15 protein-coding genes are annotated in these 19,931 nt (G+C 69.2%); 6 read left to right on the top strand and 9 right to left on the bottom strand.

Going from position 1 to position 19,931, the window contains the following annotated elements:
- Positions 1 to 15: 15 nt before the first annotated feature.
- The gene (locus tag H0X95_RS12830) at positions 16 to 351 is read right to left on the bottom strand and encodes a GNAT family N-acetyltransferase (RefSeq protein ID WP_059722694.1); all 336 of its coding nucleotides are present in this window, start codon (positions 349 to 351) and stop codon (positions 16 to 18) included.
- A 263-nt stretch (positions 352 to 614) separates the two neighbouring features.
- On the opposite strand from H0X95_RS12830, the gene pdxR reads away from it, so the two are divergent.
- The 5 genes from pdxR (at position 615) to H0X95_RS12805 (ending at position 6,605) form a co-directional block, all read left to right on the top strand.
- A complete protein-coding gene (gene pdxR / locus H0X95_RS12825) occupies positions 615 to 2,141 on the top strand; it encodes a MocR-like pyridoxine biosynthesis transcription factor PdxR (protein ID WP_196446071.1) in 1,527 nt (508 codons plus the stop codon).
- A gap of 160 nt (positions 2,142 to 2,301) precedes the next feature.
- Complete coding sequence (locus tag H0X95_RS12820) at positions 2,302 to 2,700, top strand: nuclear transport factor 2 family protein (RefSeq protein ID WP_006491152.1); 399 nt, start codon at positions 2,302 to 2,304, stop codon at positions 2,698 to 2,700.
- Between the two features lie 171 nt (positions 2,701 to 2,871).
- Positions 2,872 to 4,689, top strand: a complete 1,818-nt coding sequence (xsc, locus tag H0X95_RS12815; RefSeq protein WP_059722692.1) for a sulfoacetaldehyde acetyltransferase — start codon at positions 2,872 to 2,874, stop codon at positions 4,687 to 4,689.
- Positions 4,690 to 4,806: 117 nt separating this feature from the next.
- Positions 4,807 to 5,841 (top strand): phosphate acetyltransferase, encoded by a 1,035-nt coding sequence (gene pta / locus H0X95_RS12810; RefSeq protein WP_059722690.1) that lies wholly within the window; start codon positions 4,807 to 4,809, stop codon positions 5,839 to 5,841.
- On the top strand, positions 5,838 to 6,605 hold the full coding sequence (locus H0X95_RS12805) for a sulfite exporter TauE/SafE family protein (RefSeq protein ID WP_006491153.1): 768 nt from the start codon (positions 5,838 to 5,840) through the stop codon (positions 6,603 to 6,605). Before pta ends, H0X95_RS12805 begins: the two co-directional genes overlap by 4 nt.
- A 12-nt stretch (positions 6,606 to 6,617) precedes the next feature.
- Here the strand turns inward: H0X95_RS12805 and H0X95_RS12800 are convergent, their stop codons facing one another.
- Positions 6,618 to 8,339, bottom strand: coding sequence for a cobaltochelatase CobT-related protein (locus H0X95_RS12800; protein WP_059722689.1), 1,722 nt, complete (start codon positions 8,337 to 8,339; stop codon positions 6,618 to 6,620).
- The gene (locus tag H0X95_RS12795; RefSeq protein WP_006491513.1) at positions 8,336 to 9,325 is read right to left on the bottom strand and encodes an AAA family ATPase; all 990 of its coding nucleotides are present in this window, start codon (positions 9,323 to 9,325) and stop codon (positions 8,336 to 8,338) included. The genes H0X95_RS12800 and H0X95_RS12795 overlap by 4 nt, the downstream gene beginning before the upstream one ends.
- A 185-nt stretch (positions 9,326 to 9,510) precedes the next feature.
- On the opposite strand from H0X95_RS12795, the gene H0X95_RS12790 reads away from it, so the two are divergent.
- The gene (locus tag H0X95_RS12790; protein ID WP_006481989.1) at positions 9,511 to 10,263 is read left to right on the top strand and encodes an IclR family transcriptional regulator; all 753 of its coding nucleotides are present in this window, start codon (positions 9,511 to 9,513) and stop codon (positions 10,261 to 10,263) included.
- Positions 10,264 to 10,289: 26 nt separating this feature from the next.
- Here H0X95_RS12790 and H0X95_RS12785 read toward each other — a convergent pair whose 3' ends face one another.
- The 6 genes from H0X95_RS12785 to H0X95_RS12760 all read right to left on the bottom strand — a co-directional run bounded on the left by H0X95_RS12785 (position 10,290) and on the right by H0X95_RS12760 (position 19,913).
- Entirely contained in the window at positions 10,290 to 11,237 is a 948-nt protein-coding gene (locus tag H0X95_RS12785) for a dimethyl sulfoxide reductase anchor subunit family protein (protein WP_059722687.1), read from the bottom strand.
- A 37-nt stretch (positions 11,238 to 11,274) separates the two neighbouring features.
- Positions 11,275 to 12,018, bottom strand: a complete 744-nt coding sequence (locus tag H0X95_RS12780; protein WP_006481995.1) for a 4Fe-4S dicluster domain-containing protein — start codon at positions 12,016 to 12,018, stop codon at positions 11,275 to 11,277.
- Positions 12,019 to 12,034: 16 nt separating this feature from the next.
- Positions 12,035 to 14,971 carry a molybdopterin oxidoreductase family protein gene (locus tag H0X95_RS12775; protein WP_059722745.1) on the bottom strand — a complete coding sequence of 979 codons (2,937 nt, stop codon included), beginning with the start codon at positions 14,969 to 14,971 and terminating at the stop codon, positions 12,035 to 12,037.
- Between the two features lie 212 nt (positions 14,972 to 15,183).
- Positions 15,184 to 16,608, bottom strand: a complete 1,425-nt coding sequence (locus tag H0X95_RS12770) for an amino acid permease (protein ID WP_006491514.1) — start codon at positions 16,606 to 16,608, stop codon at positions 15,184 to 15,186.
- A 184-nt stretch (positions 16,609 to 16,792) separates the two neighbouring features.
- On the bottom strand, positions 16,793 to 18,208 hold the full coding sequence (locus H0X95_RS12765) for an NAD(P)/FAD-dependent oxidoreductase (RefSeq protein WP_006481990.1): 1,416 nt from the start codon (positions 18,206 to 18,208) through the stop codon (positions 16,793 to 16,795).
- Positions 18,209 to 18,608: 400 nt separating this feature from the next.
- A complete protein-coding gene (locus H0X95_RS12760; RefSeq protein WP_006483640.1) occupies positions 18,609 to 19,913 on the bottom strand; it encodes an MFS transporter in 1,305 nt (434 codons plus the stop codon).
- Between the last annotated feature and the right edge of the window lie 18 nt (positions 19,914 to 19,931).

The raw sequence follows: 19,931 nt of genomic DNA, 5'->3' as shown, positions 1-19,931 counted from the left end.
GGCCACGCTGTCGGGCTAGCGCACCACCACCAACCCTTCGTATTCGAGGCAGCGGCACAACGTCGCCCACGCCGGCGAATCGGGCCATTCGCGCGCCGCGGTGTCGATGCGGATCGGTCGGCCGAATTCGCGCGACGCGCACGCCAGCAGCGTGTGCGCGATGCCGCTGCGCCGGTAGGCCGGTTCGACGTACAGACGAGCGAGCGACGGCGAGCGCACCGCGTCGTCGGCGTCGATGCCGAGTTCGCCGATCGCCTCGTCGTCGCGATACGCGACCGCCGTCGCGCGCGCGTCGTCGAACACGATGCGGATCACGCGTGCGCAACGATCCCTGAACACGACGACGTGCATGCCGCCCCTCCGGTGAAGATGCCGGCGCGCGACGCGCGCACGCCTCCCTGCGCCCGCGTACCGGGGAGTTATCCGGATCGTGCGGGCGCGACGAGTTGAGTATCGTCTTGCCACGTCGACGCGCAGTAGTGCCAGACGCCACATTTCATTGAGTCCACATCCGCGGCGCGACGCGCGTATTCTCGCCACACCGCGCCCTCGCGGGCCTGCGCATCCGCCGCGCGCGCCGCCTCGCGTGTCCCGTACCGATCACAGGAGGAAGCATGCCGAGTCGTACCCCGACCGCCTTATGGGCCCAGCAGTTCCGGCGGTCGTCGGCGTCGAGCCTGCAGGACCAGATCCGGCGCATGCTGGTGGCCGCGATCCTCGACGGCCAGCTCGCGCCCGATGCGGCGCTGCCGTCGAGCCGCGAGCTCGCCGACCAGCTCGGCGTCGCGCGCAACACCGTCGTGCTCGCGTACCAGATGCTCGTCGAAGAGGGCTACCTGATCTCGCGCGAACGCAGCGGGCACTTCGTGAACCCGAAGATGCTCGAAGGCGTGCCCGGCTTCGCGGCCGCCAGGCCCGCCGCGCAAACGGAGGCCGGCGACGACACGCCGGGCCGCCCCGCATGGGACAAACGCATCGCGCATCCGCCGTCGAGGCAGCGCAACATCGTGAAGCCCGCGAACTGGCAGCACTACGAATATCCGTTCATCTACGGGCAATTCGACCAGTCGCTGTTTCCGACCAACGACTGGCGCGAATGCTGCCTGAAGGCGCTGTCGGTGATGGAGATCCGCAACTGGGCGCCCGACCTGATCGAGCGCGACGACGAATCGCTGATCCAGCAGATCCGCACGCGCGTGCTGCCGCGGCGCGGCGTGTTCGCGATGCCCGACGAGATCGTCGTCACGAACGGCTGCCAGCAGGCGCTGTACCTGATCGCGGACCTGCTGTGCGGCAAGCACACGACGGTCGGCTTCGAGAATCCCGGCTATCCGGACGCACGCAACATCTTCGAGAACCGCAACGCGCGGCTGCTGCCGCTGCCCGTCGACGGGCACGGGATCGCGCCCGACTCGCTCGGCAACACGCTGTCGCGCTGCGACTACGTGTACGTGACGCCGAGCCATCAATGCCCGACCACCGCGACGATGCCGGTCGAGCGCCGCCGCGCGCTGCTCGATTGCGCGCAGCAGCACGATTTCGTGATCATCGAGGACGACTACGAGAGCGAGAACACGTTCTCCGGCCCGCCGCATCCGGCGCTGAAGAGCCTCGATACGGCCGACCGCGTGATCTACGTCGGCAGCCTGTCGAAGACGTTCGCGCCGGGCCTGCGGCTCGGCTACGTGGTCGGGCCGCGCGAGCTGATCCGCGAGCTGCGCGCGCTGCGGCGGCTGATGGTGCGCCATCCGGTCGCGTATATCCAGCGGGCGTTCGCGACCTTTCTTGCGCTCGGCCATCACGACGCGTTGCTGCGCCGGCTCGCGCATGCGTACAGCGAGCGCTCGCAGGCGCTGATGGCCGCGCTCGATGCGCATCTGCCGGAAGCGCGCCATGTGCCCGTGACGGGCGGCGCGTCGTGCTGGGTCGAGGGGCCGCCGTGGCTCGACGCGGCGCGTCTCGCGGCGGACGCGCAGGAGGCCGGGATCCTGATCGAGCCCGGCGGCGTGTTCTTCATGAACGACGACAGCAATGCGCGGCGCTGCTTCCGGATGGGCTTTTCCGCGATTCCGCTGGAACGGATCGAGCCGGGCGTGCGGGCGCTCGCGCGGTGCGTGCGGGCGCAGAAGCCCGACGCCTGAACGCGGCATCGCGTCAGCCGGTCACGCTCGCCCCTGGCCCAACCGAATCCCCTGAACTGGCGCTACCGCCAAAAACGAGCGCTCACTAACGTGTCGATACCGCGTGCCGCATGCGCATCAGCGCCTCGCGCACCGTCCATCATTCGACAGGAGACACGTTATGTCCGACACGCTTACCGCCCCCGTCACGGCCGCCACGCTCGCGGCTTTTTCCGACGCCTTCAACCGGCATGACGCCCACGCGCTGATGGGCTTCATGACCGAGGACTGCGTGTTCGACGCGGCCGGCGGCCCCGACATTCACGGCACGCGCTTCGTCGGCCGCGACGCGGTGCGCGCCGCGTTCGAAGCCGTGTTCAAGACCTTCCCCGATGCGCACTGGGGCCACGGCCGCCACTACGTGGCCGGCGAACGCGGCGTATCCGAATGGGTGTTCACCGGCACGCACGCGGAAGGCTGGCGCATCGAAGCCGAAGGCTGCGACCTGTTCGAGTTCCGCGACGGGCTGATCGCCGTCAAGCGCGCGTTCCGCAAGGAACGGCCGAAGCAGCCGGCCTGAGCGCGCCGCTCGCGCGCTTTCGGCCGTCCCGCCCCGGGCGCGAATTTTGAAACGAATCATTTCATTTCATTCCACATTCCCCGCCAGCGGGCGGAATGACTTGACCGGCTTTTCCCAGCCAATAGCATCTGGAACAAGACGTTCCGTTAATTGAACAATCGGAGACAACCCATGAGCGAACAATCCACTTCCCTGCGTGCATCGACCAGCGGCCCGCAGGACATGACGCCATCCGAAGCCTTCGTCGAAACCCTCGCGGCCAACGGCGTGACCGACATGTTCGGCATCATGGGCTCCGCGTTCATGGACGCGATGGACATCTTCGCGCCGGCCGGCATCCGCCTGATCCCGGTCGTGCACGAACAGGGCGCCGGCCACATGGCCGACGGCTATGCACGCGTGTCGGGCCGCCACGGCGTCGTGATCGGCCAGAACGGCCCCGGCATCAGCAACTGCGTGACCGCGATCGCGGCCGCGTACTGGGCGCACAGCCCGGTCGTGATCGTCACGCCGGAGGCCGGCACGATGGGCATCGGCCTCGGCGGCTTCCAGGAAGCGAACCAGTTGCCGATGTTCCAGGAATTCACGAAATACCAGGGCCATGTCACGCACCCGGCGCGGATGGCCGAATTCACCGCGCGCTGCTTCGATCGCGCCCAGGCCGAGATGGGCCCGACGCAGCTGAACATTCCGCGCGACTACTTCTACGGCAAGGTCAAGGTCGAGATTCCGCAACCGCGCCGGCTCGATCGCGGCCCCGGCGGCGAACAGAGCCTGAACGACGCGGCCGATCTGATCGCGCAGGCGAAATTCCCGGTGATCATCTCGGGCGGCGGCGTCGTGATGGCCGACGCGATCGAGGAATGCAAGGCGCTCGCCGAACGGCTCGGCGCACCGGTCGTCAACAGCTACCTGCACAACGACTCGTTCCCGGCGAACCATCCGCTGTGGTGCGGCCCGCTCGGCTACCAGGGCTCGAAGGCCGCGATGAAGCTGCTGTCGCGCGCGGACGTCGTGATCGCGCTCGGTTCGCGCCTCGGGCCGTTCGGCACGCTGCCGCAGCACGGGATGGACTACTGGCCGAAGGACGCGAAGATCATCCAGATCGACGCCGACCACAAGATGCTCGGCCTCGTGAAGAAGATCTCGGTCGGCATCTGCGGCGACGCGAAGGCGGCGGCCGTCGCGCTCACGCAGCGCCTCGACGGCCGCACGCTCGCATGCGACAGCTCGCGCGGCGAGCGCGCCGACCAGATCGCGACCGAGAAGGCCGCGTGGGAAAAGGAACTCGACGACTGGACGCACGAGCGTGACGCCTACAGCCTCGACATGATCGAGGAACAGAAGAACGAGAAAACCTTCAACGGCGGGCGCTACCTGCATCCGCGCCAGGTGCTGCGCGAGCTCGAAAAGGCGATGCCCGAGGACGTGATGGTGTCGACCGACATCGGCAACATCAACTCGGTCGCGAACAGCTACCTGCGCTTCAACAAGCCGCGCAGCTTCTTCGCGGCGATGAGCTGGGGCAACTGCGGCTACGCGTTCCCGACGATCATCGGTGCGAAGGTCGCCGCGCCGCACCGCCCGGCCGTGTCGTATGCGGGCGACGGCGCGTGGGGCATGAGCCTGATGGAAACGATGACCTGCGTGCGTCACAACATCCCGGTCACGGCCGTGGTGTTCCACAACCGTCAATGGGGCGCAGAGAAGAAGAACCAGGTCGACTTCTACAACCGCCGCTTCGTCGCGGGCGAACTCGACAACCAGAGTTTCGCGGCGATCGCCCGTGCGATGGGCGCCGAAGGGATCACGGTCGACCGTCTGGAGGATGTCGGGCCGGCGCTCAAGCGCGCGATCGACATGCAGATGAACGAAGGCAAGACGACGATCATCGAGATCATGTGCACGCGCGAACTCGGCGATCCGTTCCGCCGCGATGCGCTGTCGAAGCCGGTTCGCATGCTCGACAAGTACAAGGACTACGTGTGATGCCGCGTCGCTGACGCACCCGCGTCCGGCCGTGCCCTCCCCGCACGGCCGGAACCCGGCCGGACGCCGTGCCCCGTGCGGGCCGCCGCATCCGGCCTTTTTTACTTCGAATTCCCGATGAAAGCCCTCGACCGCATTCTCGAATCCGCGCGCCGCCAGCCGATGCGCATCGCGCTGTGCGAAGCCGACGACCCGCGCGTGCTGCAAGCCGCCGCGCGCGCGACACGCGACGGCATCGCCCGCATCGTGCTCGTCGGCGACCGTGCGGCCATCCACGCGGCGGCCGCGCGCGACGCGCTCGACCTCGACGGCATGACGCTCGTCGATCCGGCCACCGCCCCGCAACGCGACGCGTATGCCGACGCGCTGCACGCGTTGCGCAAAGCCAAGGGCATGACGGCCGACGCCGCGCGCGACGCGGTGCTCGACCCGCTCTGCCATGCGAACCTGATGGTGCGGCTCGGCGACGCGGACGGCTCGGTCGCGGGCGCCGTGCATGCGACGGCCGACGTGGTGCGCGCGGCGATCCAGCTGATCGGCGTCGATCCGGCGTTCCGGATCGTGTCGAGCTTCTTCCTGATGATGCTGTGCGAGCCGTTCCATACGATCAAGGGCGGGCTGATCTTCTCCGACTGCGCGCTCGTCGTCGATCCGGACGCCGGCCAGCTCGCCGAGATCGCGATGGCCGCCGCCGACAGCGCGCACGCGCTGCTCGGCGAAGCACCACGCGTCGCGATGCTGTCGTTCTCGACGAGCGGCAGCGCGCACCATGCGGCGGTCGACAAGGTGACGGCCGCGACCGCGCGCGTGCGCGAACTGCGCCCGGCGCTCGCGATCGACGGCGATGTGCAGCTCGACGCGGCGATCGTCGCGGAAATCGCCGAGCGCAAGATTGCGCATTCGCGGGTCGGCGGCCACGCGAACGTGCTCGTGTTCCCGAGCCTCGAAGCCGGCAACATCGGTTACAAGCTCGCCGAGCGGATCGGCCGCGCAAAGGCCGTCGGCCCGCTGTTGCAGGGCTTGCGCCGGCCTGCGAACGACCTGTCGCGCGGCTGCGGCGCCGACGACGTGTATCACGTGATCGCGGCGACCACCGTGCAGGCGCAAGCGGCCATGCAACGGGCCGCGACCGGCGAGGTCGCACCCGCATGACGGCCGACAAACTGGCGATCCTGATCGCGGTGATCGGCGCCGGCAGCTATTTCCAGACCGTCACGGGTTTCGGCCTCGGGATGATCGTGATGGGCGTGACGAGCGGCTTCGGGCTCGCGCCGCTCGCCACGGTCGCGACGCTGATGAGCGTCGTGTCGCTCGCGAACGGCGCGACCGCGCTGCCGGGCCGGCTGCATCACATCGACTGGCGGGCGGTCGGCGCGGCGACGCTCGGCATCCTGCCGTCGGTCGTCGCCGGCGTGGTGCTGCTCGAATGCCTGAGCCGCTCGGCGGCCGACCTGCTGCAACTGATCCTCGGCGTGGTCGTGCTGTACGGCGGCCTGAGCGCGGCGCTGCGGCCGACGCCGCTGACGGAACGCTCGGACAACCGCAGCTTCTTCGTCAGCGGCATCTTCGGCGGGCTGCTGAGCGGGATGTTCGGCGTGTCGGGGCCGCCGTTGATCTTCCAGTTCTACCGGCAGCCGCTGACGCTCGTGCAGATCCGCTGCGCGCTGATCGTGCTGTTCACGACCACGTCGGCCACGCGCGTGCTGTACAGCGCGTGCGAAGGCCAGCTCGATCGCGACATCTGGCTGCTGGCCGCGCTCGCGACCCCGGTCGTGATGCTGACGACGGTCGCCGGCCGGCACTACCCGCCGCCGCTGTCGCCGGTCGCGCTGCGCCGGCTCGCGTTCGGCGTGCTGATGGCGATCGGCGTCGGGCTGATCGCGACGTCGCTGCCGCCGCTGCTGCATCGCGGCTGATTCCTTCCGGCTTCACCGTCGCGCGCCGATCCAGCCGGCGATTTCGACGAGCCGCTTCATGTCCGGGGGCGATACGAGATCGATCGCGAGCCGGTGCCGGTAGTACGGGCCGAGATCGAGCCCGACGCCGAGCCCGAGCACGTCGACGCGGCCGGCCCCTTGCTGGCGGGCGACCACCTGCTTCAGATGGTTGTCGAGGTAGAACGGATCGTTCGCCAATGCGGTGGCGCCGTCCATCGGGCTGCCGTCCGAGATCACGACGAGGATCTTTCTCGCTTCCGGCCGCGCCGCGAGCCGCGCGCACGCCCAGTCGACCGCTTCCCCGTCGATCCCTTCGCGAAACAGGTCGGCCTTGAACAGCGCGGCAATGCCGGCGCGCGTGTGCCGCCAGCGCGTGTCGGCATCCTTGAACACCAGGTGGCCGATTTCGTTGAGGCGCCCCGGATGGCGCGGCTTGCCGCGCGCGAGCCAGTCCTGGCGCGCGCGGCCGCCGTTCCACGCAAGCGTCGTGAAACCCAGCACTTCGGTCGCGAGGCCCGCGGCGTCGCCCGCGCGCGCCAGCGTGTCGACCATCAGCGCGACGCCGTCGATCCACGCCTTCATCGACCCCGAGCAGTCGATCAGGAACGTGAGCGCGCAGTCGGCATGCGGCCGCACGCGTTCGAGCCGGAACAGCCGCCGCTCGGCCGGCGAGCTGACGAGTTGCGCGAGCCGGCGGCCATCGAGGCGGCCGTGTTCCTCGCCGAACGACCAGCCGTCGGCCTGCGGCACGACGAGCGCCGCGCGCAGCACGCGCGCGAGCCGCGTGACGTTGATCCGCTGCGCGGCGACCTGCGCGTCGAGCCGGTCGCGATACTCGCGCAGCAACGCCGCGCGGATCTGCACGGCCGGCTTGAATTCGCGGTCGTAGCGCGTCGTGTACGCCCGATACGTGGCGCCGCCGCCGTGCAGCACGACGCTGTCGCCGGTCTCCACGAGCGCCGGCAGGTCGATGCCCGTGTCGTCGAAATCGACCCACAGCGAGAAATTCGTCAGCGCGTCGTCCTGCTCGCGCGCGTCTTCCGTCTGTGTTTCGACGACGGCCGCGCGCGCGTCGCGGATCATCGACGCAATGCGCCGCGCCAGCGCCAACGCGTGACCGGCGAACGCGCGCTGGTCGTGCCGGCAGCGGCGCAGCCCGGCAAGCGCCACGCCGATTTCCGGCACGATCGCCGCGCGCGGCGCTTCGATCAGGTCTTCCGTTTCCTCGAGCACGGGCCAGCCGGTCAGCCGCGACCACGCGATCTGCGCGACCGTGTAGACCAGGATTCCGACATGCGTATCGGCCTGCCCCGACCGGTGAAACGCGCGCGACCAGGTTTCGAAACGATGACGCAGGTTCAGCAGGACGCCGCGCAGCGCGGCCGGCGCGAGCGATTCGCAGCGCAGTTGCTCGAGCATCTCGAACAGCACGCGTTCGACCGGATCGTCGCCGGACAGCGCACGATGCAGGTCGGCATCGGAGTGCAGGATGCGCAACGCCGCGCCGTCGGCCGCGCCGCGCCACGACGCGAGATCGTCGTCGGCGGCCTGCGCGCGCAGGTGCGGCGCATGGATCGGCAGCGGCCGCAGGTCGCGGCACACGCGGCCCGCACGGTAATGCAGCGCCGCATCGCGCGTCAGCGCCCGCACGGTCGACGCGCCCAGCGCTTCGCGCGCGGCGGCGCGGCGCGCCGCGTCGCGATCGGCGCTCACCGCCCCGCTCCCGGCTCGCCGCCGCCGGCGCGCGACGCGACCGCCAGTTCCTCGCCGAAGCAGCGCTGGTAATACTCGGCGACGACCGGCCGCTCGGCGTCGTCGCACTTGTTCAGGAACGTCAGCCGGAACGCGAGCGCCGGATCGCGGAAGATCTGGCAGTTCTCGGCCCAGTTGATCACCGTGCGCGGCGACATCAGCGTCGACAGATCGCCGGTCGCGAAACCGTTGCGCGTCAGCTCGGCCAGGCTCACCATCGATTCGAGCAGCGGGCGGCCGGCTTCGTCCGCGAGTGCCGGCACGCGTGCGCGCACGATGCCGATCTCCTCGTCGCGCGGCAGGTAGTCGAGCGTCGCGACCACGTTCCAGCGGTCCATCTGCGCGTGGTTGAGCATCTGCGTGCCGTGGTAGAGCCCGTTCAGGTTGCCGAGCCCGACCGTGTTCGCGGTCGCGAACAGCCGGAACGACGGATGCGGATGGATCACGCGATTCTGGTCGAGCAGCGTGAACTTGCCGTCGCGCTCCAGGATCCGCTGGATCACGAACATCACGTCGGGCCGACCCGCATCGTATTCGTCGAAGATCAGCGCGACCGGACGCTGCAGCGCCCACGGCACGATCCCTTCCTGGAACTCGGTCACCTGCACGTCGTCGCGCACGACGATCGCGTCCTTGCCGACGAGGTCGAGCCGGCTGATGTGACCGTCGAGGTTCACGCGCACGCACGGCCAGTTCAGCCGCGCCGCGACCTGCTCGATATGGGTCGACTTGCCGGTGCCGTGCATCCCCTGCACGAGCACGCGGCGGTTGCGCGCGAAGCCCGCGAGAATCGCGAGCGTGACGTCCGGGTTGAAGCGGTACGCGTCGTCGATATCGGGCACGTGATCGTCGCGCGCGCCGAACGCGGGCACCATCAGGTCCGAGTCGAAACCGAACCGTTCGCGGACCGACACCATGCAGTCCGGCTTGTTCGTTACCCCATCCATCGCGTGGCGCTCCTGTCGTTGCCTGTTGCGCAGGCGTCGATGGCGCCTGCGTCGATCCTGTTGACGGAACGATGCGTTCCGCTGCCGAAAATGCGGGCCGGGTTGCCGGCCCCCGCCGCCCCGTGCGGCCAGCCTGCCGGACCGTTCGGTACAATGGCCGCAGTCCAGTTTCCGGAACGCCCGACATGCTGCCCGCGGATACGCCCACGCTGCGCGCCTTCGCGCTGCTCGAACATCTCGTCCAGGCCGGCGACGCCGTGTCGCTCGCCGATCTCGCGCGCGACGTCGATATCCCGAAGGCCTCGCTGCACCGGATGCTCGCGTCGCTCGAAGCCGGCGGGCTCGTGATCCGCGAGCCGGGCCGCAAGAACGCGTATGCGGTCGGCCCGCGCCTCGCGCGGCTCGGCACCGGTGTGATGCTGCACGCGGGCACGCGCCGGCTGCGCCATGCGATCCTCGAACGGCTCGTCGCCGACCTCGCCGAGACCTGCAACCTGACCGCCCTGCACGACACGGAAGTCGTCTATCTCGACCGCGTGGAAGCCGACTGGCCGCTGCGGCTCGACCTGAAACCCGGCTCGCGCGTGCCCGCTTACTGCAGCGCCAGCGGCAAGCTGCTGCTCGCGCTGCTGCCGCGCGACGAACGCGCGGCGCTGGTGCGCACGATGGCGCTGCCGCGCCATACGCCGAACACGATCTCCGACCCGGAACTGCTCGAAGCCGAACTCGACCGCACCGCGCACAAGGGCATCGCGATCGACAACGAGGAATTCGTCGCGGGGATCGTCTGCATCGCGGCGCCGGTGCTCGACGACGACGGCGCGTGCATCGCCGCGGTCGCCGTCCATGCGCCGGTGTCGCGCGCGCCGCTGTCGCGGCTGCTCGACCACGTGCCGCGGCTGCAGGAAGCGGCCCGCGCGCTCGCGAAGACCTTCTAGTGCCGCGCGGCGGCGCGCCGGCCGCGTCATGACGCGCGCTGGTAGTAGAGGTTCTGCGGATGCCGCGCGTCCGCGAAGAAGAACCAGCGTTCCGCCACCAGCCCCGCGTACTGGATCACGAACGCCGCGCCGAGCGCGACGGCCGCCGCGATCGACGTCGGCGCGAACGCGCCGGCGCCGGTCAGCACGAACGGCACCGCGAATGCGCCGATCAGGAAGCCGGCCTTCACCGCGCGCAGCGTGCCGTTGCCCTGCCCGTGAAAGAACTCCTTCGTGTTGAACGCGCTGGCCGTGAAGCCGCGCGACTTCTGTTCGACCTTCGCGTGACGAATCCCCGTCGCGCTCTGCACGGTCGACTTCGGCCGCAGCCGAGCATTGCGTGCGAGCGACGCGAGCCGCGCCACGCCACCGGCGAACGTCAGCACGCAGGCGGCCGCCGCGAGCCGGCCGACCAGCGCCGGCGCGAGCCACGCGGCGCAGGCCGTCGCGAGTGTGCAGCCCGATGCGCAGCCGAGCAGCACGAAGTTCACGAGCGTCAGCGGGCTCGCCCATTCCTGCAGGAAGCGCAGGCACGCGTAGATCATCGCCGTGCAGACGAACAGCGCGACGCTCGCGAGCGCGCCCGCCGCACCGATCAGCAGCGTGCCGGGCCACGCGAACAGATGCGCCGCGCCATACGCGAACGCGCAGGCGAGAAACACCGGCAGCGCGATGCACTCGCGCGACAGCCACGACGTACGCCACATCGCGATCGCGCGCCACGCGCGCTCCGGGTGGCCGAGATGAAAGAACGACGCGAACAGGCCGAGCACGCCGAGTGCGACCGACAGCGCGGCCCCGGTCACGTAGAACGGGGCGCCGACGTCAACGCCGGCCAGCCGCGCCAGCGCCTCGACGATCACGAGCGTCAGCAGCAGGCCCTGTGCGGCGCCGCACAGCGTGGTGAGAAAAACGACCGAAAAGGCTGGGCGCATGGAAACTCCGTCTGTGTCTGAATGAAATGCGCGTTGCTCAGCGCGGGGTCGCCAGCGACACGAGATCGATGTCGCCGCGCGCCGCGCGGGCCTCGAACGATTCGTCGTCGCGCCCGTTCGATGCGCTGCCGCACCCGCCGCTGCTGCCGCATCCGCACGATGCTTCGGTCTTCACGCGCGGCAGGTAATGGTTCGACGGCCGCGTGCCCCACTCGGGCATCAGCGCATAGCCGCCGCGGTCGCGGATCGCGCGCGACACGTCCGATTCCGGGTCGTGCACGTCGCCGAACAGCCGCGCCGACGTCGGGCACGCGAGCACGCAGGCCGGCTTGCGATCGCGCTCCGGCAGCGCTTCGTTGTCGATGCGGTCCGCGCACAGCGTGCACTTCGTCATCTCCTTGCGGCCTTCGTCGAGTTCGCGCGCGCCGTACGGACATGCCCACGCGCAGTACTTGCAGCCGATGCACTTGTCGTAGTCGACCAGCACGATGCCGTCCGACTTGCGCTTGAAGCTCGCGCCGGTCGGGCAGACCGGCACGCACGGCGGGTCCTCGCAGTGCAGGCACGACTTCGGGAAGTGGATCGTGTCCGTCATCGGGAACACGCCGGCCTCGTAGGTCTGCACGCGGTTGAAGAACGTGCCGGACGGATCGTCGTCGTACGGACGCAGATCGGCAAGGCTGCCGGCTTCGCCGGACGTGTTCCATTCCTTGCAGCTCGTCACGCAGGCATGGCAGCCAACGCACACGTTCAGGTCGATGACGAGGGCCATCTGGGTCATGGTTGCGCTCCTTCGCTTAGCGATCGTCGGACTTCGGGCCCGCCGACGCCGCGCGCCGCAGCCGCGCGGCGAATGCGCCGGTTCCCGCGAAATACGCCTGCACGCGTTGCAGCACGCGCGGCGTGCCCGGCAGCGCCGGCATCGGCGCGAACTGCGGCAGCGTGGTCGCCGCATCCGCTTCGGCCGGGTAGATCCGCACCTGCACGTCGTACCAGCCGGCCTGCCCGGTCACCGGATCGGAATTCGACAGCCGCGCACCGCCGCGGGCCGCGTCGGGCAACTCGTCGGTGATCACGTGATTGAGCAGGAAGCCGCGCTGCGATTCGCCCGCGTGGGGGCCGAGGTTCCACGCGCCGGCCGCCTTGCCGATCGCGTTCCAGGTCCACACGGTGCCGGGCTCGACCGCCTCGCTGTAGCGCGCGCGGCAGCGCACCTTGCCCCACGGCGATTCGACGTAGATCCATGCGCCGTCGTCGATCTGCTGCGCGGCGGCCGTCACCGGGTTCACGAACAGGTGGTTCTCGCCGTGGATCTGCCGCAGCCACGCGTTCTGCGAATCCCACGAGTGGTACATCGCCATCGGCCGCTGCGTGATCGCCGCGAGCGGATAGCGGTTCGCATCGGTCAGCCCGCTTTCGAGCGACGGATGCCAGAACGGCAGCGGGTCGAAGTAACGCGCGATGCGTTCGCGCAGATGATCCGGCGGCTGGCGGCCCGACGTGCGGCCCTGCGCGGCAAGCCGGAATTTCTGCATCACGTCCGAGTAGAGCTGGATCACGATCGGCACGCCGAACTTGCGCATCCCGTTGTCGACCGCCCACTGCATGTATGGCCCGTTGCAGTTGCGCATGTACTGCAGCGATTCCGGCAACCGGTGGTGGTACACGCAGTCGTTCTCCGCATAGCGTTTCCACTGGTCGGGGTTCGGCTCGCCGACGACGGCCTTCTCGCCGTCCTTGCCGCGCCAGCCGATCAGGAAGCCGGTGCCCGAATCCGGCGCGGTCTGGAAATTGACGACGAAATCCGGATAGTCGCGGTACTTGCGCTGCCCGTCCGGCGTCGTGAAGGCCGGAAACTTCAGCCGGCTCGCCAGCTCGATCAGCACTTCCTGGAACGGCTTGCACTCGCCGGTCGGCGGCACGACGGGCACGCGCACCGAATCGACCGGCCCGTCGAATTCGGAGATCGGCCGGTCGAGCACCGACATCACGTCGTGCCGTTCGAGGTAGGTCGTGTCGGGCAGGATCAGGTCGGCGAACGCGGTCATCTCCGACGCGAACGCATCGCATACGACCAGGAACGGAATCCGGTATTCGCCGTCGTCGCGCTTGTCGACCAGCATCTTGCGCACTTCCGTCGTATTCATCGACGAATTCCACGCCATGTTGGCCATGAAGATCAGCAGCGTATCGATCGGATAGGGATCGCCGCGCCATGCATTGGTGATCACCGAATGCATCAGCCCGTGCACCGCGAGCGGGTATTCCCACGAGAACGCCTTGTCGAGCCGCGCGGGCGTGCCGTCCGGATGGACGAACAGGTCCTCGGGGCCGGCCGGCCAGCCGAGCGGGCCGCTCGCGAGCGGCGTGTTCGGCTTGATCTGGTCGGGATCGTTCGGCGGTTTCGCCGACGGCGGCACGGCGCGCGGATACGGCGCCTTGTGGCGAAAGCCGCCCGGCCGGTCGATCGTGCCGAGCAGCGACATCAGCACCGCGAGCGCACGGATCGTCTGGAAGCCGTTCGAATGCGCGGCCAGCCCGCGCATCGCGTGGAACGCGATCGGCACGCCCTTCACCGATTCGTGCGCGTGGCCCCACGAATCGGTCCAGCGCACCGGCAGCTCGATCGCCTGCTCGCGCGCGACCGTCTCCATCTCGCGGGCAAGGCGGCGGATCGTGTCGGCCGCGATGCCGGTGATGTCGGCCGCCCATTCGGGCGTGCAAGCGGCCACCTGTTCGCGCAGCAGCGTGAACGACGGCGCGACCGGCGTGCCGTCGTCGAGCGTATAGCGGCCGTCGAGCGCCGGCTCCGCGCCATCCGTGTGGTGCAGCACCGCGCGGTTCGTCTTCGTGTCCCACCACATCCGGTTCTGCGGATACAGCGGGTTGACCTCCGGCGCGTCGGCGTCGCGCACGAACAGCCCGAACGTGTCGGCGCCGTCGCGCCGGTCGACCAGTTCCGCCGCGTTCGTGAAGCGCGACACGAATTCGTGGTCGAACGCATCGCGCGCGATCAACTCGTGCATCAGCGCCATGAACAGCGCGCCGTCGGTGCCGGGGCGGATCGGAATCCATTCGTCGGCGATCGCCGCGTAACCGGTGCGCACCGGATTGATCGCGATGAAGCGGCCGCCCGCGCGCTTGAACTTGCCGAGCGCGATCTTCAGCGGATTCGAATGGTGATCCTCCGCGGTGCCGATCATGAAGAACAGCTTCGCGCGGTCGAGATCGGGGCCACCGAACTCCCAGAACGAGCCGCCGATCGTGTAGATCATCCCGGCCGCCATGTTCGCGGAGCAGAACCCGCCGTGCGCCGCATAGTTCGGCGTACCGAACTGTTTCGCGAACAGGCCCGTGAGCGCCTGCATCTGGTCGCGGCCCGTGAACAGCGCGAAACGCTTCGGATCGGTCGCGCGCAGGTGCGACAGGCGCTTTTCGAGCACGTCGAACGCGACCTCCCACGACACCGGCTCGAACTGCGCATCGCCGCGCTCCGCGCCCGGCTTGCGCATCAGCGGCTGCGTGAGCCGCGCGGGCGAGTACTGCTTCATGATCCCCGACGAACCTTTCGCGCAGATGACGCCCTGGTTCAGCGGATGGTGCGGATTGCCGTCGATATAGCGTACTTCGCCGTCGCGCAGGTGTACGCGGATGCCGCAGCGGCATGCGCACATGTAGCAGGTCGTCGTCTTGATCTCGGCCTGCTCGTCGCGCTCGCGTGCCCGATGTTCCATCGTCTGTCCTCGTTCGCGGATGACGGTGCGCGTCGCTGCCGCGCACCGGTGAATCGGTTCATCCATGCTATGCCGGCCGGCGCCCGACATAAAGTCGCATCCTCTGATCGGTGCTATCGGTCGGCCCGATAGTTGCGCCGGCTCCCCCGCGGGCCGCATGCGCGAAGGCCCGGCGCATGCACCGGGCCTTCGGCGCCATGCGGTGCCGCCCGTCAACGCGGCGGATACGCGAGCAGTTCGCTGTCGTCGAGATGCTCGCGGCGGCCGCGGCGCGTCAGCCCGTACGCGACCACGAGTACGCCGAGGCTCGCGACGCCGAGCCAGAGCGGCTTGCGCTGGTCCGGGATGAACGCCATCGCGACGAGGATGCCGACCATGCCGATGATCGCGACCCAGGTCAGGTACGGGTACGCCCACATCTTCACGCGCAGCTTGCTGGCGGCGACCGGGTCCAGACGCTTGCGCAGGCGCAGTTGCGAGAACGCGATCAGCACGTACACGAACAATGCGACGGTGCCGTACGAATTGACGAGGAACGCGAACACGGTATCGGGCGACACGTACGACATCACGACCGACACGTAGCCGAACACCGTGCCGAGCAGGATCGCGCGCACCGGCACGCCGCGCTTGTTGACCTTCGCGAGCGCGGCCGGCGCGTCGCCGTGGCGGGTCAGCGCGAACAGCATCCGCGAGGCCGCATAGAGGCCCGAGTTGAGCGCGGACAGCACGGCGGTCAGCACGATCGCGTTCATCACGTTGGCGGCGGCCGGCAGGCCCATCACTTCCAGCGCGCTCACGTACGGCGTGGCCATCTGCGCGGAATTCCACGGCACCAGCGCGACGACGAGCGCGACCGAGCCGACGTAGAACACCAGCACGCGGGTGATCACCGAGTTGGTTGCCTTCGCAACCGCCTTGGCCGGCTCCTTCGCCTCGGCCGCCGCGATCGTGACGATTTCCGCGCCGAAGTAGAACCCGGTGGCCGCGACCGCGCCGCTCATCACCGGCCCGATGCCGAGCGGCATGAAGCCGCCGTGACCGAGCAGCGTCGGCAGCACGGCCGTCGTGTGCATCGACGCGGGCCACATGCCGAGCACGTAGAGGCCGCCGAGGAACAGGAACACGACGATCGCGCCGACCTTGATCGACGAGAACCAGAATTCGAATTCGCCGTAACTGCCGACCGAGATCAGGTTCGTGAGCGTCAGCACGACCAGCAGCGCGAGACTGATGATCCACGCCGGCGTGTCGGGCAGCCAGAACTGGATCAGCCTGGCGCCCGCGACCGCTTCCAGCGCGACGACGATCACCCAGAAATACCAGTACATCCAGCCGGTCAGGAAGCCCGCCATCCTGCCGGGCCCGCGCCAGTTGCCGAACGCGAGCCGCGCGTACTCGTAGAACGAGCCGACGGCCGGCATCGCGCACGCCATCTCGCCGAGCATCCGCATCACGAGCACGACCAGCCCGCCCGTGATCAGGAACGACAGGATCGCGGCCGGCCCGGTCTGCTGAATCACCACGCCGCTGCCGACGAACAGCCCGGCACCGATCACGCCGCCAAGCGCGATCATCGTCATGTGGCGCTGCTTGAGCCCACACTTCAGGTCACTCTGGTTCATCGAGGGTTGCATGTCTTCTCCATATCCAGTTGTCCGGCGCCGCCCGCGTCACCTTCGGGTGAACGCGGGCGCCGCCGGCGACGGCGCGTGCAGGGGCACCTGCAGCCCCGGCCGCACGGATTTCCGTGGCTTTTATTGTGTCGGGTTGCCCGGCGCGCGCGCGGTCTTGCGTCGCGCCGGGTGGTGCGCCCCGCGCTCAGGGCTTTTCGTCGTTCCTGAAGTACGACAGGTAGAGCATCCGCTGCCCGATACGCCGGAACGGCGCGAACGGGTGACCGGGCAGCGGCGACGTGAAGATCGGCAGCGTCTGGCGTGCGCCCTTCCCCGCGATCTGCTCGGCGAGCCGACGGCCGGCCTGCTGCGAATACGACACGCCGTTGCCGCCGTAGCCGAGCGCGTAGTACACGGATTGCCGCGGATCGGGCTGGCACACGCGCGGCATCATGTCGTGACTCACGTCGACCCAGCCCCACCACGAGTAATCGATCTCGACGCCGCGCAGCGCCGGAAACTTGCGCGCCATGCCTTCCTTCAGCAAATCGAGGTGGCGCGGGTTCGGCGCATCGTCGCCGGTGATCGCGCTGCGGCTGCCGATCTGCAGCCGGCGATCGGGCAGGAAACGATAGTAGAAGCGCAGCGTGCGCGTGTCGGTCAGCACCTGCGTCGTGCGGAAGTTGCACGCATCGATCTCGGCGTCGGTCAGCGGCCGCGTGACCATCGAATTCGACAGGATCGGCATCACCTTGCTGCGCAGCGACGGATGCAGCGTCTGCGCGGTGTACGCGCCGGTCGCGATGCCGACCGCGCGAGCCCGCACCACGCCGCCCGGCGTGCGCAGGTGGTGCACGCCGTCGATCGTCTCGAAGCCGAGCACGGGGCTGCTCGTATGCACCTTCGCGCCGGCTTCGCGTGCGAGACGCAGGTAGCCGAACGCGAGTTTCAGCGCATGGATGCCGATGCCTTCCGGCTCGTGCAGCGCGCCGGCCGCCTCGTGGTCGTTGATGAATTCGCGGCGGAACGTCTCCGCGCTCAGCAGTTCGGACGGATAGCCGAACACGTCCTTCCACACCTTCGCCTCGGCCGCGAGCTTCGCCATGATGCGCGGGCGATGCGCGATCAGGAAATGGCCGCCCGGCTGCGGATCGCAGTCGATTTCCGATACGAGCGACTTGAAGTGCTCGAAGCCTTCGAGAATCTCGTCGTGCATCTTCAGCGCGACGTCCTTGCCCCAGCGCTCGATCCACTGCGAGCGCGACAGCCGGCCCGACGCGTTCTGCCCCTGCCCGCCGTTGCGGCTGCTGCAGCCCCAGCTGGTGCGGTTGGCCTCGAGCACGACGGCCTTGATGCCGTGATCCCGCGCGAGGCACAGCGCGGTCGCGAGGCCCGTATAGCCGGCGCCGATGATCGCGACGTCGACGTCGAGATCGCGCGTGACGGGGCCGTCGTCGGCCGGCGGAGTGCCGGCCGTCGCGACCCAGTAGGTCGGCGCGTATTGCTTGCCGCAGCCGGGGCCTGGCGACACGAGCGGATCGTAGGTCGGGTCGTAACGCGTGTCGTTCGGCCGGCCGCCGGCGAAGCCGCTCGTGGTGCGTTCGATGGAAGGGGTCGACATGGTCAGCCCTCCGTTGCGGGCATGCCCGTTGCGCCGCAACCGGCGCGCGAGGCGATTCGACTGACTGATGCGGGGCGCGTGTCCGCCGCGCGGGCGGATGCTGCCGACTGCCTGTTGGTCATGCCTGTCTCCTGATCGTTCTCTTCGGGTCGATCGTGTGCAGATGCTTCCATGCGGCGATCTGTCGAGGAAAGTGTAGGCAGGCCGATTTACCGCAGGTAGGGCCAGTGGGCCGGATTCGCTTGGACCAGCGCCTGGGCCGGCAGTCAGGCCAGCGCGCCGGCCGCCTGGCGGCCGGCAACGCGGAGCGACCGGTGGCGCGCGGCCAGCGCGAACGCGAGGCCGCCGGCGCCCCGGCGCCGATACGACCCCGCACACCACCGCCCGCCCGGCGCGGGCGTCACGTCGCGCGTACCGCGACGCCGGCCACGCCGCCGCGTTTCTCGATCGCCCGCGCGGACACGATCGACAGGAGTGCAGACAACATCACGTAAACCCCGACGAGCCACGGCGCGCCGCCGTTCGCACGCAGCAGCGCGGTCGCGACGATCGGCGTGAGGCCGCTCGCGAAGATGCCCGACACCTGGTAGACGAACGAAATGCCCGTGTAACGCACGTTCGCGTCGAACAGCTCCGCGAACAGCGCGGCCTCCGGCCCGTACGCCATCGCATAGAAGATCCCGAACGGAATCACCAGCGCGAGCCACACGGCGAGCAGGTTCGTCGACTGCGTCTGCAGCAGCCAGAACGCGGGCAGCACCGACAGCCCGCACAGCGTCGCGCCCCACCGGTACACGCGCGCACGGCCGAGCCGGTCCGACAGGCTGCCGAACACGGGGATGAACCCGCACATCACGACGGCCGCGCTCATCACGCCGAGCAGCGCGTCGCCGCGCGAGATCGACAGGTTGCGCGTCATGTAGCCGATCGAGAACACCGCGAACACGTTGAAGAACACGCCGTCGATATAGCGCGCGCCCATCCCGAGCAGGATCGCCTGCCGGTAGTTGCCGAGCAGCTCGACCACCGGCAGCTTCGTGTCGCGCCGCTGACGCTTGAGCGCGACGAACTCGGGCGTGTCGGCCACGCGCGTGCGGATGTAGAAGCCAACCGCGACGAGCAGCAGCGACGCCGCGAACGCGACGCGCCAGCCCCATGCGAGGAACGCGGCGTCCGGCAGCGCGCGCGACAGCCCGGCGACGACGCCGGCCGCGAGACACAGCCCGATCGCGAGACCGATCTGCGGCAGGCTCGCATACAGTCCGCGCCGGTGCGGCGGCGCGTATTCGTATGCCATCAGCACCGCGCCGCCCCACTCGCCGCCGAGGCCGATCCCCTGCAGCACGCGCAGCGTCAGCAGCAGCACGGGCGCCCACATGCCGATCTGCGCGTAGGTCGGCAGGAACGCGACGCCGGCCGTCGACACGCCCATGATCAGCATCGTCAGGATCAGCGCCGACTTGCGCCCGACGCGGTCGCCGAGATGGCCGAACAGCAAGCCGCCGAGCGGCCGCGTGACGAAGCCGACCGCGAACGTCGCATACGCGAGCATGGTCGACACGAACGCGTCGCCGGACGGAAAGTACTGCTTGTCGAACACGATGCCGGCGACCACGCCGTACAGGAAAAAGTCGTACCACTCGACGGTCGCGCCGATCACGCTGGCCGCGGCCACGCGTCGGACGACCCGGGAATCGATTGCCATGCGAGCTTCTCCAGGTAA

The sequence above is a fragment of the Burkholderia sp. 9779_493 genome, assembly GCF_015712215.1.
Classification (GTDB): Bacteria; Pseudomonadota; Gammaproteobacteria; order Burkholderiales; family Burkholderiaceae; genus Burkholderia; species Burkholderia cenocepacia.
This window is presented reverse-complemented; position numbering and strand designations above follow the sequence as displayed.